The following is a 17,530-nucleotide window of genomic DNA, read 5'->3' as shown; positions in this document are numbered from 1 at the left end:
GAACGGTTACAGCAAAGAAATAGCCACTATTGTGCTATCGGTCTGTTGCAGTTGGCCTCGGCGTCACTTGCCAGGCCAGGGCTTTCCTGTGCAGATTTGTGGCTTATTGCGCCCTGCGTACCTCCAATGACAAAGCCTCTCCAGGAACAAGGACGATGAGTCACTCGCAATTCACCTTGCTCGGCAAGCGGCGCTTCCTGCCGTTTTTCATCACCCAGTCGCTGGGTGCCTTCAACGACAACCTGTTCAAGCAGTCGCTGATTCTGGCCATCCTGTTCAAACTCAGCCTGGGCGACGGCGACCGCTCGATTTGGGTCAACCTGTGTGCGCTGCTGTTCATCCTGCCGTTCTTCCTGTTCTCGGCGCTGGGCGGGCAGTTTGGCGAGAAGTTCGCCAAGGACGCGCTGATACGGGCCATCAAGCTGGCCGAGATCGTCATCATGGCCATCGGCGCGCTCGGCTTTGTCAGCAATCACCTGGCGCTGATGCTGGTGGCGCTGTTCGGCATGGGTACACACTCAGCGCTGTTCGGCCCGGTGAAGTACTCGATCCTGCCCCAGGCCCTGCGTGAAGAAGAGCTGGTGGGCGGCAACGGCCTGGTGGAAATGGGCACCTTCCTGGCGATCCTCGCCGGCACGATCGGTGCTGGGATGATGATGGCCAGCGACAGCTACGCCACCGTGGTGGCAGGCGGCGTGGTGGGTACTGCCGTGCTGGGCTACCTGGCCAGCCGCTGGATCCCGCGTGCAGCGGCTGTGTCGCCGCAGATGCAACTGGACTGGAACATCTTCAAGCAGTCCTGGGCGATCCTGCGCATGGGCCTGGGGCAAACCCCGGCGGTGTCGCGCTCGATCGTAGGCAACTCGTGGTTCTGGTTCGTCGGTGCCATCTACCTGACCCAGATCCCGGCCTACGCCAAGGACTGGCTACACGGCGACGGCACCGTGGTAACGCTGGTGCTGACCTTGTTCTCCGTGGGCATTGCCCTGGGTTCACTGCTGTGCGAGCGGCTGAGCGGGCGCAAGGTGGAGATCGGCCTGGTGCCGTTCGGCTCGTTCGGCCTGACCGTGTTCGGCCTGCTCTGGTGGTGGCATTCCGGCGACGTGCCGGTTGGCGCAGCGCCACACGACTGGCTGGCGTTGCTGGGCATGCACCAGGCGTGGTGGATCCTGCTGTCCATCGTGGGCCTTGGTGTGTTCGGCGGCTTCTACATCGTGCCGCTGTATGCGTTGATCCAGGCGCGTACTGCCGAGGACCAGCGCGCCCGGGTGATCGCTGCCAACAACATACTCAATGCCCTGTTCATGGTGGTCTCGGCCATCCTCACCATGGTGTTGCTGGGCCTGGCCGACCTGACCATCCCGCAGCTGTTCCTGGTGGTGTCGCTGCTCAACATTCTGGTCAATGCCTACATCTTCAGGATCGTGCCTGAATTCACCATGCGCTTCCTGATCTGGCTGCTCAGCCATTCGATGTACCGCGTGCAGCACCGTGACCTTGAGCGCATCCCGGACGAGGGCGCGGCCCTGCTGGTGTGCAACCATGTGTCTTTCGTCGATGCGCTGCTGCTGGGCGGGGCGATCCGTCGGCCGATCCGGTTCGTCATGTACTACAAGATCTACAACCTGCCGGTGCTCAATTTCGTCTTCCGTACCGCAGGGGCCATCCCGATTGCCGGGCGCAACGAGGACTCGGCCATTTACGAACGCGCCTTCGCCCGCATCGCCCAGTACCTCGCGGCGGGGGAGGTGGTATGCATCTTCCCGGAAGGCAAGTTGACTGGCGATGGTGAGATCGATGTGTTCAGGGGCGGCATCAGCCGTATCCTGGAGGAAACCCCGGTGCCGGTGATTCCGTTGGCATTGCAAGGGCTGTGGGGCAGCTTCTTCAGCCGTGATCCGGCCAAGGGGTTCTTCAAGCGCTTGTGGTCGCGGGTGACCATCGTGGCGGGTGCCGCCATCCCGGTGGAGGCAGCGCAGCCGGATGCCCTGCGTGAGCAGGTCAGCCGCTTGCGCGGCGACCTGCGTTAAGGACAGGTTTTCAGCTGGCGCTGACTTTGAGGCCGATCAGGCCGCAGACAATCAGTGCCACGCTGACCAACCGCACCAGCGCCATGGATTCGCCAAACAGGATGATGCCGGCGATCACCGTACCCACTGCGCCCACCCCGGTCCAGATGGCATAAGCGGTGCCTAGCGGCAGCTCTTTCATGGCCAGGCCCAGCAGGCCCAGGCTGATGACCATGGCGCCGACCGTGAGCACCGTGGGAAGTGGGCGGGTAAAGCCGTCGGTGTACTTGAGCCCGACAGCCCAGCCGACTTCGAACAGGCCGGCGAAGAACAGGATGATCCAGGACATAGTGAGTCTCCATCGTTTGAATGATGGGGCCGTCCCCGGAATGGTCACGCGTTGCGTCGTGAGGCCGTCCTCACAGTGGGCACTATAGTGCACATCTGTTGATGGCTCGGCAAGCCAGTATCAATCCCTGGCAGGTTCTGCACGCTCCACTGCCGGTGAAGGCGCTTCCATCCGCCGGAACCAGGTCGAAAGCAGTGCCCCGGAAATATTGTGCCAAACGCTGAACAGCGCACTGGGTACGGCCGCCAATGGTGAGAAATGCGCCGCCGCCAACGCAGCCCCCAGCCCCGAATTCTGCATCCCCACTTCCAGCGCCAGCGATTTACGCTGCGCCAGCGGCAGTTTGCAGCACTTGCCGGTGAGGTAGCCGAGCAGGTAGCCAAAGCTGTTGTGCAGCACCACCACTGCCATGATCAGCAGCCCCGATTCGGCGATTTTTGCCTGGCTGGCCGCCACCACCGCACAGACAATCATGACGATGCTCACCACCGAAACCAGCGGTAGCACCTGCACCGCCACCTGCACCCGCGCGCCCAGCAGGCGCTGGGCCAGCACGCCGAGCACGATCGGTAGCATCACCAACTGCAGGATCGACCAGAACATGTCCATGAAGGACACCGGCAACCAGGCCGAGGCGAGGAACCAGATCAGCGCCGGAGTCAGCAGCGGGGCAAGCAGGGTGGTGACTGCAGCGATTGCCACCGCCAGTGCCAGGTCACCCTTGGACAGCCAGACCATTACGTTGGACGCCGTGCCACTTGGGCAGCAGCCGACCAGGATCACGCCCACGGCGATTTCCGCCGGCAAGTGAAACAGCTGGCACAGCAACCACGCCATGCCCGGCATGATCACGAAATGGGCGACCACGCCGAGGGCCACGCGCCAGGGTTGCCGGGCGAGAGCGGCGAAGTCGTCGAGCTTGAGGGTCAGGCCCATGCCGAACATCACCAGGCCCAGCAGCGGCACGATGGCGACCTTGAGGGCGATGAACCATTGTGGTTGCAGGAAGGCCAGGCAGGCGAACACCAGCACCCAGAGGGCGAAGGTGTTGCCGACGAAGCGGCTGAAGGCGGCGAGGGCACGCATTTGAAAACCTCCGGTTCGAGCTTCAAGCGGTGCCACGTGGGGCACCGCACTGGCGCTTCTGATTGTTCTTGTCGCGTTGCGCTTGCAGCCTGGTGTCAGACCCCTTGCGGAATCTCTTCCCCACCCAGCGCCTCGAACAGCACCGGAAGGAACTCGCTGAAGGTCATCATCATCAGCAGGAAGCTGGCATCGAACTGTTGCTGGGCTTCATCGCCGCCATCCTGTTCGGCCTGTTCCTGCAGCAGCTCCTCGAACTTCAGGCGTTTGATCACCATTTTATCGTCGAGCACGAACGACAGTTTGTCCTGCCAGGCCAGGGCCAGTTGCGTGACGACCTTGCCGGTGCTCAGGTGCAGCTGGATTTCCTCGCCGGTCAGGTCCTGGCGCTTGCAACGCACGATGCCGCCATCTTCGGCGGTATCGCGCAGCTCGCATTCATCCAGTACATAGAAGCCTTCGGCGGCGTGTTGTGACTTGACCCAGTCGGTCATGGTCGCGCTGGGGGCAATTTTCACGGTGGCCGGGCGTACCGGCAGCGAGCCCATGACTTCACGCAGGGTCGACAGCAGGTCTTCGGCGCGCTTGGCGCTGGCCGAGTTGACCAGAATCATGCCAAGGCGCGGGGCAATGGCCGCGAAGATCATCGAGCGACGGATGAAGGCGCGCGGCAGGAACGCCTGGATGATCTCGTCCTTGATCTGGTCGCGCTCCTTCTTGTAGACCTTGCGCATCTGCTCGGTCTCGATCTCTTCGACCTTTTCTTTGACCGCGTCGTTGACCACGCTGCTTGGCAGGATGCGCTCTTCCTTGCGCGCGGCAATCAGCAGGAACTCGCCGCTGACGTGCACCAGGGGAGCATCTTCGCCTTTGCCAAACGGCGCGACGAATCCGTAGGTGGTCAGCTCCTGGCTGGCGCAGGGGCGGGCCGGCTTGCTGGCCAGGGCGGCTTCCAGCGCTTCAGGCTCGAACGGGACATCCTGGGTCAGGCGGTAGGTCAGCAGGTTCTTGAACCACATGGGGGGCAATCTCTCCTTAATGCATAAGGCGGGCATTATTCTCCGAGCGGCGGTTCCAGGCCAGCCCTGTCATAGGGCCAGCAGCTGCTTATAAGGAAGGAAAACGCCAGTGCGGCTAGGTCTTTGAAAGGCCTGAGAATTTTTTTTAAAAAAGTTGAAAAAAGTGCTTGCCAGGGTGGCATGCCCTCCGTAGAATGCGCGCCACACCGAGACGAAGGGTGATTAGCTCAGCCGGGAGAGCATCTGCCTTACAAGCAGAGGGTCGGCGGTTCGATCCCGTCATCACCCACCACTCGATGTATAGCGCAGCGGTAGTTCAGTCGGTTAGAATACCGGCCTGTCACGCCGGGGGTCGCGGGTTCGAGTCCCGTCCGCTGCGCCATATTCAACTTCCAGGGCCCACTGAACACCCGGAAGTTACAGAAAAAGCGACCTTAGGGTCGCTTTTTTTTTGTGCCTGATTCAATGGCTGCTCAGGTTCCCGCGGATGCTGGTCAAGCCACGGCAGCACCCACGGGGCTTCTGTCAGCGGTTGCGCTCTTCTTCGCGCAATGTCAGCACCTCTACGCCATCTTCTGTTACCGCCACGGTATGCTCCCACTGCGCCGACAACAGGTGGTCGCGGGTAATTACCGTCCAGCCGTCTTTCAGGGTTCGTGTACCACGCCCGCCCTGGTTGATCATCGGCTCGATGGTAAACACCATCCCCGGCTTGAGCTTCATGCCCATGCCGCGCTGGCCGAAATGCAGCACCTCGGGCCCCTCATGCATCTGCTGGCCAATGCCATGCCCGCAGTATTCGCGTACCACGCTGTAGCCGGCCGCCTCGGCATGCACCTGGATGGCGTGGCCGATGTCGCCGAGCGTTGCCCCGGGGCGAACCTGGCTGATGCCTTTCCACAGCGCCTCGTAGGTGGTGTCGACCAAGCGCCGCGCCGCTTCGCTGATTTCGCCGAGGCAGTACATTTTCGATGAGTCGGCGATGTAGCCGCCCTGTTCCAAGGTGATGTCGACGTTGATGATCGATCCTTCGTTCAGTACCTCATCGGCCTTGGGCATGCCGTGGCAGACTACGTGGTCCACCGAGGTATTGAGCGCGTAGGGAAAACCGTACTGCCCCTTGCTCGCCGGGCGTGCCCTGAGGGTGTTGACGATGAACGCCTCGGCGCGGTCGTTGATCTGCATCGTGGTCACGCCGGGGCGAATGAAGGCGTCGAGGTCGGCGAAAACCTGGGCCAGCAAATGGCCGGCATTGCGCATCAGGTCGAGTTGGACAGGGGTCTTGAGGATCACTTGGGACATGGGGGAGGGGTAGTAACTCTGGCTGGAAATTGCCCCAGCATAGCGCCATGGGCCTTTGCGGTGCTACCGCATGGTGCAGTGAAGCGGCTCGCGCGGGGCCTTGATCCAACAAGCATCGCCGTCACGGTATGAGCGCGCTTGCCCCGGGCAGGGGCCAGCGCAACTGGCCCAGGAATTGCTGAAAGCCCTCCACCCAGGGCCGTCAACGTCGACCGCCTTGCAACCTTCACGACAAAGGCGCCGTGTTGCCCCCGCTTGCCAAGCAAGCCCGGGCAGCCGGCGCCTTTTGCGTTTCCATCAGGAGCCCCCATGGCCAGCACCGAAGTACGCAGTGTGTGCCCCTATTGCGGCGTCGGCTGTGGCATCGTCATGAGTGTGGCCGACGGTAAGGTCAGCAAGATCAGTGGTGACAAGCAGCACCCGAGCAATTTCGGCCGCCTTTGCACCAAAGGCATCACCGCGCACGTGCCGCTGACCGCCGTCGGGCGAATGGAAAGTGCCTTCGTGCGCTATCAACGTGACCATGAACCGGCCCGCTGCAGCCTGGACCAGGCCGTCAACCAAGCCGCCCTGCGTCTGCGTGGCATCATCGACCAGCATGGGCCGGACGCCGTAGCGCTGTATGTGTCGGGGCAGATGTCGCTGGAGGCCCAGTACCTGGCCAACAAGTTGGCCAAAGGGTTCATTCGCACCCGCCATATCGAGTCCAATTCGCGCCTGTGCATGGCCAGCGCGGGCAGTGGCTACAAACAGTCGCTCGGCGCTGATGGGCCGCCTGGTAGTTATCAGGATTTCGACCGGGCCGATGTGTTTCTGGTGATCGGCGCGAACATGGCCGACTGCCACCCGATTCTTTTCCTGCGGTTGCTCGACCGGGTAAAAGCCGGGGCCAAGCTGATCGTGGTAGACCCGCGGCGCACCGCCACCGCCGAGAAGGCCGACCTGTTCCTGCAACTGCGCCCCGGCAGCGATCTGGCCCTGCTAAACGGCCTGCTGCACCTGCTGCACCGCAACGGCCAGACCCAGCCCGATTTCATCGCCCGGCACACCGAAGGCTGGGCTGAGCTGCCAGCGTTTCTCGATGACTACACCCCTGAGCGGGTAGCCGCCATCACTGGCTTGAGCGAAGCCGCTCTCCACCAGGCAGCGGCATTGATCGGCGGCGCCCGCGAGTGGATGAGCTGCTGGACCATGGGCCTTAACCAGAGCATTCATGGCACCTGGCACACCAATGCGCTCTGCAATCTGCACCTGGCCACCGGCGCCATCGGCCGGCCTGGCAGCGGGCCGTTCTCGCTGACGGGCCAGCCCAATGCCATGGGTGGGCGCGAAATGGGCTATATGGGGCCAGGCCTGCCGGGCCAGCGCTCGGCACTGGTGGAGGCGGACCGCCGCTTTGTCGAGGCGCAGTGGGGGCTACCCTCCGGCAGCGTACGTGCAGAAGGGGGGGAGGGCACCGTTGCCTTGTTCGAGCAGATGCAGGCCGGTGAGGTGAAGGCTTGCTGGATTATCTGCAGCAACCCAGTGGCGAGCGTCGCCAACCGCCAGCAGGTGATCGAAGGGCTGCGCCAGGCTGAACTGGTGATCACCCAGGATGCCTTCCTCGATACCGAAACCAACCGTTACGCCGACATTCTGTTGCCCGCCGCCCTGTGGGCCGAAGGCGAGGGTGTGATGATCAACAGCGAGCGCAACCTGACGTTGATGCCCCGAGCGGTGGAGGCACCGGGGCAAAGCCTGCCTGACTGGCAGCTCATCGCCAAAGTGGCCTGCGCCATGGGCTACGGCGAGGCGTTCGACTACCCCGATGCCGAGGCGGTGTACAACGAGATTCGCCGTTTTCACAACCCGGCCACCGGCTACGATCTGCGGGGTATTGGCTACCCGCAATTGCGCGACAGGCCGCGCCAGTGGCCCTGCGCACCGGGTCGTACGGACGACCGCAGCCCCCTGCGTTACCTCCGTGAGGGCGACCCGAGCGCTCTGTTGTTTCCTACGCCCAGCGGCAAGGCACGCTTTTTTGCCCGGCCCTGGTTGCCCGCGCCCGAGTTGCCGGACGCTGAGTACCCGCTGGTGCTCAATACCGGGCGCGTGCAACACCACTGGCACACCCTGACCAAGACCGGCAAAGTACCTGCGCTGAACAAGCTGGAGCCAGGCCCCTTCGTCGAAATCCACCCCGACGATGCGGCGCGGCTGGGTATCCAGGACAAGGACCAGGTGGCGATTCGTTCACGCCGTGGCCAGGCCGTGCTGCCGGCGCGGGTCTGTGACCGGGTCATGCCGGGCAACTGCTTTGCGCCCTTTCATTGGAACGATGTGATCGGTGAGCAACTGGCGATCAATGCCGTCACCTGTGATGCCGTCGACCCTGTGTCGCTGCAGCCAGCGTTCAAGCACTGTGCGGTGACCCTGCAGCGGATCGCTGGCGAACGCATCGACGCCCTCGACCTCAGCACCGCAACCTTTGCACCGGAGCCTGCCCCCATGCCAACCGCGACCCTTGCACGCCTGCTGGGTCTGGACACCCTGCAAACGCCCGTTCTGGCAGACGATGAGCGCCATTACCTACAGGGCTTTCTGCTCGGTCTTGACCAGGCGCGCGCCCAGGGCGTGCCCAGCTTGCCGGCCAACGCGCCACTGGCCGCTGCCCGCCGGTTGTTCGTCGACGGGTTGCTGGCGGGGCTGTTCGCTCAGCCGGCGCCAGTGGCTGCGCCGGTTGCCACATCGCCTTGCCATCTAGTGCTGTGGGCCTCGCAAACCGGCAACGGCGAAGCGTTGGCCGAACGCTGTGCCGAAGGTTTGCGTGGGGCGGGGTTGCAGGTGCAGCTCTCTTGCCTGGACGCGGTCAACCTCGGCCAGTTGCAGGGCGCGGCCAGTGTCGTGCTGATCGCCAGCACCTTCGGCGATGGCGATCCGCCCGACAGCGCCAGGGCCTTTTGGCAGGCGCTGCAAGCCGAGGGTGGCGCCCATTGCGCGGCGCTGCCCTATGCCGTGCTGGCGCTGGGAGATTCCAGTTATGACCAGTTCTGTGGGTTTGGCCGCAAGCTCGATCTGCGCCTGGCCGAGCTGGGTGGGCGCCGTTTGCTGCCACGGGTTGATTGTGAGCCGGACTACGAGGACGCCTTCGCTAACTGGCTTGATGCGTTGTTGCCCAAACTGGGGGGCGAAGCGCCGCAACTGCCAATCAGTGAGCCTGCAGCCGTTGCCAGCTACAGCAAACATCACCCCTGCGCGGCGACCTTGCTGGAAAACCGCTTGCTTAGCGGCCCGGGCGCCGGCAAGGAAACCCGCCAACTGGTATTCGACCTGGCCGACAGCGGTTTCACCTACGCGGCTGGCGATGCCCTGGGCGTATGGCCGCACAATTGCCCGGCGCTGGTCGAGGAATTGCTGGCCCTCATGCAGCTCGATGGCCAGGCCCAGGTGGAGCTCAAAGGCCATGCGCCGATGCCGCTGGCCGAGGCCCTGGCATCGCACCTGGAAATTGCCAACGTCACCCTGCAGCAACTGCAGGTCTTCAGCCAGCAGGCCGCCGACCTGCAGCGCTTGCTGCAGCCCGACTGCAAGGCACAGTTGCAGGACTGGCTGTGGGGCCGGCAGTTGGCCGATGTGTTGCGCGCGTTCCCGCAGAACCTGCCGCTGGCCACTTGGCTCGCGTTGCTCAAACCTCTGCAGCCACGGCTGTACTCGATCAGCTCCAGCCCGTTGGCCCATCCGCGCCAGGTGCACTTGACCGTTTCCACCGTGCGTTATGGTGCGCGCAAGGGGGTGTGCTCAAGCTTTCTCGCCGACCGCGGGCAGGCAGCGAAGGTGGCGATCTTCCCGCAGGTGTCGAAGCACTTTCGCCTGCCCGAGGATGACAACGTGCCGGTGATCATGATCGGCCCTGGCACCGGGATTGCGCCGTTCCGTGCCTTCCTTGAGGAGCGTGAGGCACGGGGTGCCAAAGGCGGCAACTGGCTGTTTTTTGGCGAGCAGTGCGCAGCCACCGACTTTTATTACCAGGCGCAATTGCAGGCCTGGCAGGCGAGTGGCCACCTGCGGTTGGACACGGCGTTTTCCCGTGATCAGGCCGAAAAGATCTATGTGCAGCAGCGCCTGCGAGAGCAGGGGGCACAGGTGTGGCAGTGGCTGGAAGCGGGGGCGTATGTCTATGTCTGTGGAGATGCCCGGCGCATGGCCAAGGATGTGGATGCGGCACTGCGCGAGGTGATTGCGGCGCACGGTGGTGCGGATGCCGATGCTTATGTCGAGGCGCTGAGCAAAGCCAAGCGGTATCGGCGCGATGTGTATTGAGGTGCCCCAGGTTGGGGAGTGCTGCACCGGGAAAGTGCATCGTCAGTGGCGGGTTCTTCACCAGGCAGGGGGTCGCGGCAAACCAATTCCCTAGGCGCGGGCTTGCCCGGGTAGAGGCCAGCACAGGAGTCAGGGTTGGCACAGTCCCTGCTTCAGCTCAGCTACAACAACGCCCACTGATCAATGGCGATCACACCTGGGCACTCCGTGATGAATACAGGCAAAGGCGCCTGGGGCTTCGGCTCCAGGCGCTTTTTTTTTGATCGAGGATCGGCTTATGAAGGCAACAGCGAGCAGTGGGCAACGAGAGCGGCTGGTCATCGTCGGCAACGGTATGGTCGGTCATCACTGCGTCGAGCACCTGGTCGAGCGCGGCGCGCTGGCGCGCTTCGAGCTGCGGGTGTTCGGCCAGGAGCGCCAGCGCGCCTACGACCGTGTGCACCTGTCGGAGTACTTCGCCGGCAGCTGCGCCGAAACCCTCGCCCTCTGTGAGCCGGGCTTCTATGACGCCAGCGGCGTGCACCTGCACCTGGGTGAAGCAGTGCTCGAGATTGACCGCGCGCGCCGCGAAGTGGTTACGGCCCAAGGCCGCTACGGCTACGATCGGTTGGTCCTGGCCACCGGCTCCTACCCGTTCGTGCCGTCGATCGAGGGCTCCAGCGCCAATGCCTGCCTGGTGTACCGCACCCTTGACGACCTCGACGCGATCCGCGCTGCAGCCAGCGGTGCCCGCCGTGGTGTGGTAGTGGGTGGCGGCCTGCTGGGCCTTGAGGCCGCCAATGCACTCAAATCCCTCGGCCTGGAAGCCCACGTGGTGGAGTTTGCCCCCCGGTTGATGCCGGTCCAGTTGGATAACGAAGGCGGCGCGGCACTCAAGGCGCAGATTGAAGCGCTGGGCGTAGGTGTGCACCTGTCGTGTGCGACCCAGTCGATCAGCCCCGGCCAGGCCTACCGTTACCGCATGAACTTTGACGGCGGCGAACACCTGGAAACCGACTTGGTCGTGTTTTCCGCCGGCATCCGTCCGCAGGATGCCCTGGGCCGTGCCTGCGGCCTGGCGATTGCCCCGCGCGGCGGGGTGGTGATCGACAATCATTGCCGCACCAGCGACCCCTGCATCTTCGCCATCGGTGAATGCGCTTCGTGGAATGGCAGCGTGTTCGGCCTGGTCGCCCCCGGCTACCACATGGCGCGCAACCTGGCGGCGCTGCTGCTGGGCGCGCAGGCAGGGGAATTCACCGGTGCCGACCTGTCGACCAAGCTCAAGCTGCTGGGTGTGGATGTTGGCTCCATCGGCGATGCCCACGGGGCCACCCCTGGCTCGCGCAGCTACCGCTTCATCGACGAAGCCAACGCCGCCTACCGCCGGCTGGTAGTGGATGCCAGTGGCAAGCAGGTGCTGGGTGCCGTGTTGGTGGGCGATAACAGCTATTACGACACCCTGCTGCAATACGTCCAGAATGGCATCGCACCACCGGCCGACCCGGCCGCGCTGATCCTGCCGCAAAGCGGCGGTGCGCCAACCCTGGGCGCCGATGCATTGCCTGACAGCGCGACCCTTTGCTCGTGCCACAACGTCAGCAAAGGTGCTGTGTGCGCGGCAATCGACAGTGGCTGCAGCGACCTGGCCGCGCTCAAAGGCTGCACCAAGGCGGCGACCGGTTGCGGCGGCTGTGCGGCGCTGCTCAAGCAGGTCTTCGAGCATGAGCTTACCGCCCGAGGCGTGACCGTGGACAAGCGCCTGTGCGAACACTTCGCCTATACCCGGCAAGAGCTCTACGGGCTGGTAAGGGTCGGAGGCATCCGTACCTTCAACGACCTGCTTGCGCGCCATGGCCAGGGGCATGTCGGTTGCGATATCTGCAAGCCAGCGGTGGGCAATATCCTCGCCTCATGCTGGAACCAGCCGATCATGGACCCCGCCCTGGTGCCGCTGCAGGACACCAACGATACCTTCATGGCCAACATGCAGAAGAACGGCACGTACTCGGTGGTACCACGCATCCCCGGTGGGGAAATCACCCCTGACAAACTGATCGTGATCGGCCAGGTGGCGAAAAAATACGACCTCTATACCAAGATCACCGGCGGCCAGCGCATTGACCTGTTCGGCGCCCAGTTGCATGAGCTGCCGCTGATCTGGGGCGAGTTGATCGAGGCAGGCTTCGAGACTGGCCATGCCTATGGCAAGTCCACCCGCACGGTGAAATCGTGCGTGGGCAGCACCTGGTGCCGGTATGGCGTACAGGACAGCGTCGCCATGGCGCTGCGCCTGGAGGACCGCTACAAGGGCCTGCGCAGCCCGCACAAGCTCAAGTTCGCGGTGTCTGGTTGTACCCGCGAATGCGCCGAGGCGCAGAGCAAGGACATCGGCGTGATCGCCACCGACAAGGGCTGGAACTTGTACGTGTGCGGCAACGGCGGCATGCGCCCACGGCATGCCGAGCTGTTTGCCACCGACCTGGACGATGAAAACCTGGTGCGCCTGATCGACCGCGTGCTGATGTTCTACATCCGCACCGCCGACAAGTTGCAACGTACCTCGGTGTGGCGTGAAAGCCTGGAAGGCGGCCTGGACTACCTCAAACAGGTGATCCTCGACGACAGCCTGGGCCTGGCCGCCGAGCTGGAGGCGCAAATGCAGCACGTGGTCGATCAGTATGAATGCGAGTGGGCCAACGCCCTCAGCGACCCGGAAAAGCTCAAGCGCTTCCGTACCTTCGTCAACGACCAGCGGGCCGACCCGGATGTGCATTTCATCCGTGAGCGCCAGCAGCGTCGCCCCGCTGCACCCCTGCACCTTATTCCAACCGTCGAGGAGGCTGTCTGATGGCTCTGCTCAATGCTGCTGTGACAACGCAGGTGAACTGGCAGGCGGTCTGCCAGGCCGACGACCTGGTCGCCGATTCTGGGGTGGTGGTATGGCTCGATGGGGCGCAGGTGGCGTTGTTCTACCTGCCGGGGCAGGCGCAGCCGCTGTACGCGGTGGACAACCGTGACCCGCGTTCCGGTGCCAACATCATCGGCCGCGGGCTGGTGGGCACTGTGCAGGGCGAACTGGTGGTGGCGGCGCCGTTGTACAAGCAGCATTTCAGCCTGCAGACCGGGGAGTGCCTGGAGGATGGCGGGCAGAGGTTGCGGGTGTGGCCGGTGCGGTTGAACGATGGTGCTGTCGAGTTGGCTATAGCCTGATTTTCCTGTGTTGCCAGTGCCGGCCCTTTTGTGGGTAAACCCGCTCTTGCGGGAGCGGGTTTACCCACAAAGAGGCTTTGAACTTGCCTCTGCTGCAGCGGCGTACTACTGGGCCTGTTTCAAGGAAACGGCGATCAGGCAGGGGAGCTGATAGCTCGGCTGCGCGTCTTCTCCGCTCACCAGCATGCGCTGTTTTTCGGTATCGATGATCATCGAGTAGGTATCGGAATAGAACCCATACTGCGGCGAGATCGCGCCAAACTGACCGTAGCCATGGGGGGGGACAAAGCGGGTGTCGAGTTGGCCGCTCGAGGTGTAGCGCACTGCCATGACGAAGTAATAGAACGAACCGTATCCGATCAGGCTACCGTCGGCTTCAGCGATGTGATCCCACGCGCCGTCAATGTCGAAACGTACCACCTGGCCATTGTTGAACTCGGCTGCAGGTTTGCCTTGATAATCCAGCCGGTAGAGGGTCGGTGGGCTGTTGTCGTCGTCAATCGAGTAGTACTGGCCGTATAAAGTGATGCGCTCGCTGCTATCTTCTACCGTAAAACCATTGTTGATAATGCCTACCTCCGACCAGTGATGGCCTTTATCGCCGAATGTCTCGTCGAGACTTCCTCGCAGTGACAGGCTACTGGTTACGGCATGATCGTCCCCATTAAGACTCACATAAGTGGAGATGACTATTCGCTGTACTCCGGTTTTTGAGGCGATGACGGCAATGCCGTCAAGGATGTGCACCGGACTTTCGGGAATCAGGTTACTCATGGCTAGCAACCCCTCTTCACCGAAGCCGCTGTCCCTGCCACCATCGGCCTTCAGGGCCACAACCACCGCCATGAATAAACCTTCTTCGCGGCGCAGAGCCGTTGCAACTGTACCTTCTCGGTGACAGGCCAGTTTCTGCAGCACAAGATCCACACCGAACAAATCACGCGTGTCGACATAACCCTTACCTTGGCCGAAATTCGGATCGACTTCGCCTTTGGCACCCAGCTTCCATAGATGGGTGGTTGATTCTTGGATAACCGACACGCTCACCAGCAGATTGCCCGACTCGTCCTCTGCTACCGCATCGGCTTTCAGATAGTTCCCCGTGGACAGCTTGGTGAAATCGACCATACCACTGCCGTTGAACGTGGTGTCTGGCTTGCCATTCTCGTCCAGGCAGACAATGAAGACCTGGTGTTGACCATCGGAATCGGCCTGATAGCCAGTTACGTAGAATCGCCCCGGCCGTACTTTGCTCTTGAGCACGCTGGTCGCAGACCCCCGGTTACCCTCGCGGTTGTCTGTGAAGTGGCCATGGCCTTTCTGGCCATAGCTGAAATCGATGGGGGCCACAGGCTGTTGCGCAGCGGCCTCGCAGAAAGGGCGGACGGGGTGGGGCGAGCGTACAGGCTTCCTGAGTCGGGTCATGGCTTTGAGCTCCCGGTGTAGTAGAGATCGGAAGGCCTATTCAGCCCCATGCTGCCAGGATCTGCTACTGGCAGAAATGACAGGTGCGTGAGTGTTCAAATCATGGGTTGACGAGTGAAACTATGGCGGCATGACCCGGATACGCCGCAGGCGGCGATGCGGTAAGCTTGCGGCATGAATCTCGACACCCGCATCAAGTACCGTCACCTGCTGTGCTTCCTGGAGATCGCCCGGCAGGGCAGCCTGGCCAGGGCTGCCGACGTGCTCGCCATCAGCCAGCCGGCCATTTCCAAGACCCTCAAGGAACTCGAAGACCTGCTGGAAGCACGCCTGTTCGCGCGCAGTCGCCAGGGCGTCGAGCTGACCCCGGCCGGGACGCGCTTCATGCGTTACGCCGGGCCCAGCGTGCAGGCCCTGCGCGACGGCGTCAGCAGCTTGCGCGGCGAAGCGCGGGCGCCGTCACAGGTGCGTATCGGCGTGCTGTCGACGGTAGAGGGCCTGCTCATGCCCGAGGTACTGTGCCGCCTGCACCAGCGCCATGAAGCGCTGGTGCTCAGTGTGGCCACCGGGGTGAGCGCGCAGCTGCTCGGCCAGCTACGCCTGGGCGAACTGGAACTGGTGGTCGGGCGCATGACCGACAGCCCGCAGATCCAGGGCCTTTCGTTCGAGCACCTGTACAGCGAGTCGATGAGCCTGGTAGTGCGCCCGGGTCACCCGCTGCTGGCCGCCACGCCGGTCGAGCGCGCCTTGGTGGGGCGTTACCCGTTGGTGTTGCCGCCCGCAGGCACCACCATCCGCCAGCATGCCGACAGCCTGTTTGTGCAATGCGCCATCCAGATGCCGGCGCAGCGTCTGGAGACGCTGTCGCTGGCCCTGAGCCGGCGCTACCTGCTGGGCAGCGATGCACTGTGGGTGGCGCCGCGCGATGCGGTGCTGCTCGACCTGCGCCGTGGCGAGCTGGTGGAGCTTGACCTGGGCATGCGCGAGCCGGGCGGCTCGGTTGGCATATGCCGCAATGCCGCCTTGCCGCAGAGCCTGCCGGGGCAGTGGGTGTGCGAAGTGCTGCGCGAGGTGGCAGGGGAGTACCGCGAGGGCAAGTACCCCTGAGCGCAGGTATTTCAACATCCGGTGAAATAAACCCCCGCAGTAACCGGGCAAAAACGGCACAACAGGTCAATACTGGCCACTGGCTGCAAACGCTTGGATGAATAAGCGTTTAACTACTGAACTTCCTTACTAAAACCCGCTCCTATGCCGGTAGCCATTGGTCATGGCCGCCTGCTAAGCTCGCGGCTTTACCCTGATTGCCCTTATGGCGCATGAACAAGGAAATAGCATGAAACAGCATCGTCTGGCGGCTGCGGTTGCCCTGGTAGGCCTGGTATTGGCTGGCTGCGACCAACAAGCCAGCACCCCCGAGCTGAAGACTCCGGCACAGAAAGCCTCCTACGGTATCGGCCTGAACATGGGCAAGAGCCTGGCTCAGGAAGGCATGGAAGACCTTGATTCCAAGGCCGTGGCCCTGGGCATCGAAGATGCCGTTGGCAAGAAAGAGCAGCGCATCAAGGACGAAGAGCTGGTAGAAGCTTTCACCTCGTTGCAAAAACGTGCCGAGGAGCGCCTGGCCAAGGCCAGCGAAGAAGCCGCCTCCGCCGGCAAGAAATTCCTTGAAGAAAACGCCAAGAAGCCAGGCGTTGTCACCACCGCTTCGGGCCTGCAGTACGAAGTGGTCAAGAAGGCCGACGGCCCGCAGCCCAAGCCGACCGACGTGGTCACTGTTCACTACGAAGGCAAGCTGATCGATGGCAAGGTGTTCGACAGCTCCGTCGAACGCGGCAGCCCGATCGACCTGCCAGTCAGCGGTGTGATCCCAGGTTGGGTCGAAGGCCTGCAACTGATGCACGTTGGCGAGAAGTACAAGCTGTTCATCCCAGCTGAGCTGGCTTACGGTGCGCAAAGCCCGAGCCCGCTCATTCCGGCCAACTCGGTCCTGGTGTTCGATCTGGAACTGATCGCCATCAAGGACCCGGCCCAACTGCAGGGTGATGCGCCGGAAGGCGAAGCTCCGGCTGAAGCACCCGCCAAGTAATACTGGCTGCACCGCGTACAACGCCCCGCCTCGTCGGGGCGTTGTCATATCTGGACCACGCTGGGCGAACCTCGCAGCCTGGTCACTGTCCGAGAAGAGGCAGCGTGAAGAAGCACAGTGCGTGTGACGCTAATTGTTTGCGCAACTGCAACGACTGTGTAAAAAACGCCCGATCTGACCGGGGCCCTTGCCTTGTGGGCGCCTGCCGTCAGAAACTTCACCCTGTTCACAAGGTTATCCACAATAAATGTGGATAACCTATTCCCTGCTGGAGGGTCCATGAGCGCACCTTGGAATTTCGCACGCTTCCTGCCTTTGGCTGAGCGCCTGCTCAGCCGCGGCCGGTTGCCGGCCTTGCTGTTTGCCGTGGCGCGCAAGGGCCCGCGCCTTGGCCAATTGCGCGAAGACGTCAAGCTGATGCAGTCGTTGTGCCTGGCCTGGTGGCGTGGCGAGTACCGAGCGATCAGCCCCAAGGCCCTGGTAACGATCGTCGCCGGTCTGCTGTACTTCGTCAGCCCCATCGACGCCATACCCGACTGGATCCTCGGCGTCGGCTTCCTTGATGACATCGCCGTGCTGGGCTGGGTGCTCAAGACCGTCGCCGATGAATTGGCGCGCTTCAAGGCTTGGCGCGACAGCCAGACACCCGAGCGCCTGCGTGTGGTCGAACGCCTGCCCGATACCCCTGAAGCGCTGCGCCTGGAGCGTAAATCGCACTGAAGGCAAGCAGGTCCCCACACACTCCCGCACTTGGTAATATAAT

General features: G+C 62.9%; 12 protein-coding genes and 2 tRNA genes. 9 read left to right on the top strand and 5 right to left on the bottom strand.

Annotated features, from left to right (window positions below; all coding sequences use genetic code 11):
• Positions 1–155: 155 nt before the first annotated feature.
• The gene (locus APH34_RS07380) at positions 156–2,030 is read left to right on the top strand and encodes a 1-acyl-sn-glycerol-3-phosphate acyltransferase (protein WP_054900525.1); all 1,875 of its coding nucleotides are present in this window, start codon (positions 156–158) and stop codon (positions 2,028–2,030) included.
• 10 nt (positions 2,031–2,040) lie between these two features.
• Here the strand turns inward: APH34_RS07380 and sugE are convergent, their stop codons facing one another.
• The 3 genes from sugE to rdgC all read right to left on the bottom strand — a co-directional run bounded on the left by sugE (position 2,041) and on the right by rdgC (position 4,460).
• The gene (sugE, locus tag APH34_RS07375) at positions 2,041–2,358 is read right to left on the bottom strand and encodes a quaternary ammonium compound efflux SMR transporter SugE (RefSeq protein WP_054900524.1); all 318 of its coding nucleotides are present in this window, start codon (positions 2,356–2,358) and stop codon (positions 2,041–2,043) included.
• 120 nt (positions 2,359–2,478) lie between these two features.
• Positions 2,479–3,444, bottom strand: coding sequence for a bile acid:sodium symporter family protein (locus APH34_RS07370; RefSeq protein WP_054900523.1), 966 nt, complete (start codon positions 3,442–3,444; stop codon positions 2,479–2,481).
• Positions 3,445–3,539: 95 nt separating this feature from the next.
• On the bottom strand, positions 3,540–4,460 hold the full coding sequence (rdgC, locus tag APH34_RS07365) for a recombination-associated protein RdgC (protein WP_054900522.1): 921 nt from the start codon (positions 4,458–4,460) through the stop codon (positions 3,540–3,542).
• A 216-nt stretch (positions 4,461–4,676) separates the two neighbouring features.
• On the opposite strand from rdgC, the gene APH34_RS07360 reads away from it, so the two are divergent.
• Together APH34_RS07360 and APH34_RS07355 are read left to right on the top strand one after the other, a co-directional pair.
• A tRNA-Val gene (locus APH34_RS07360) sits at positions 4,677–4,752 on the top strand.
• Positions 4,753–4,765: 13 nt separating this feature from the next.
• Positions 4,766–4,842, top strand: a tRNA-Asp gene (locus APH34_RS07355).
• A gap of 143 nt (positions 4,843–4,985) precedes the next feature.
• Here the strand turns inward: APH34_RS07355 and map are convergent.
• Positions 4,986–5,762: a type I methionyl aminopeptidase gene (map, locus tag APH34_RS07350; RefSeq protein WP_054900521.1), complete on the bottom strand. Its 777-nt coding sequence runs from the start codon at positions 5,760–5,762 to the stop codon at positions 4,986–4,988.
• Between the two features lie 309 nt (positions 5,763–6,071).
• Between map and APH34_RS07345 the strand changes: the two genes are divergently transcribed.
• The 3 genes from APH34_RS07345 to nirD all read left to right on the top strand — a co-directional run bounded on the left by APH34_RS07345 (position 6,072) and on the right by nirD (position 13,253).
• Positions 6,072–10,061, top strand: coding sequence for a bifunctional nitrate reductase/sulfite reductase flavoprotein subunit alpha (locus APH34_RS07345; protein WP_054900520.1), 3,990 nt, complete (start codon positions 6,072–6,074; stop codon positions 10,059–10,061).
• A 277-nt stretch (positions 10,062–10,338) separates the two neighbouring features.
• On the top strand, positions 10,339–12,891 hold the full coding sequence (gene nirB, locus APH34_RS07340; RefSeq protein ID WP_054900519.1) for a nitrite reductase large subunit NirB: 2,553 nt from the start codon (positions 10,339–10,341) through the stop codon (positions 12,889–12,891).
• Complete coding sequence (gene nirD, locus APH34_RS07335; protein WP_054900518.1) at positions 12,891–13,253, top strand: nitrite reductase small subunit NirD; 363 nt, start codon at positions 12,891–12,893, stop codon at positions 13,251–13,253. The genes nirB and nirD overlap by 1 nt, the downstream gene beginning before the upstream one ends.
• Before the next feature lie 105 nt (positions 13,254–13,358).
• Here the strand turns inward: nirD and APH34_RS07330 are convergent, their stop codons facing one another.
• A complete protein-coding gene (locus APH34_RS07330) occupies positions 13,359–14,678 on the bottom strand; it encodes a hypothetical protein (protein ID WP_054900517.1) in 1,320 nt (439 codons plus the stop codon).
• A gap of 174 nt (positions 14,679–14,852) precedes the next feature.
• Here APH34_RS07330 and pcaQ point away from each other — a divergent pair, with 174 nt between their 5' ends.
• The 3 genes from pcaQ to APH34_RS07315 all read left to right on the top strand — a co-directional run bounded on the left by pcaQ (position 14,853) and on the right by APH34_RS07315 (position 17,487).
• On the top strand, positions 14,853–15,785 hold the full coding sequence (gene pcaQ / locus APH34_RS07325) for a pca operon transcription factor PcaQ (protein WP_054900516.1): 933 nt from the start codon (positions 14,853–14,855) through the stop codon (positions 15,783–15,785).
• A 229-nt stretch (positions 15,786–16,014) separates the two neighbouring features.
• On the top strand, positions 16,015–16,767 hold the full coding sequence (locus tag APH34_RS07320) for an FKBP-type peptidyl-prolyl cis-trans isomerase (protein WP_054900515.1): 753 nt from the start codon (positions 16,015–16,017) through the stop codon (positions 16,765–16,767).
• A 279-nt stretch (positions 16,768–17,046) separates the two neighbouring features.
• Positions 17,047–17,487, top strand: coding sequence for a YkvA family protein (locus APH34_RS07315; protein ID WP_054900514.1), 441 nt, complete (start codon positions 17,047–17,049; stop codon positions 17,485–17,487).
• Positions 17,488–17,530: the final 43 nt, after the last annotated feature.

It is taken from the genome of Pseudomonas sp. NBRC 111131 (assembly GCF_001320525.1).
GTDB lineage: Bacteria > Pseudomonadota > Gammaproteobacteria > Pseudomonadales > Pseudomonadaceae > Aquipseudomonas > Aquipseudomonas ceruminis.
Note: the sequence above shows the minus strand (reverse complement) of the source record. Positions and strands in the feature narration are given on the sequence as shown.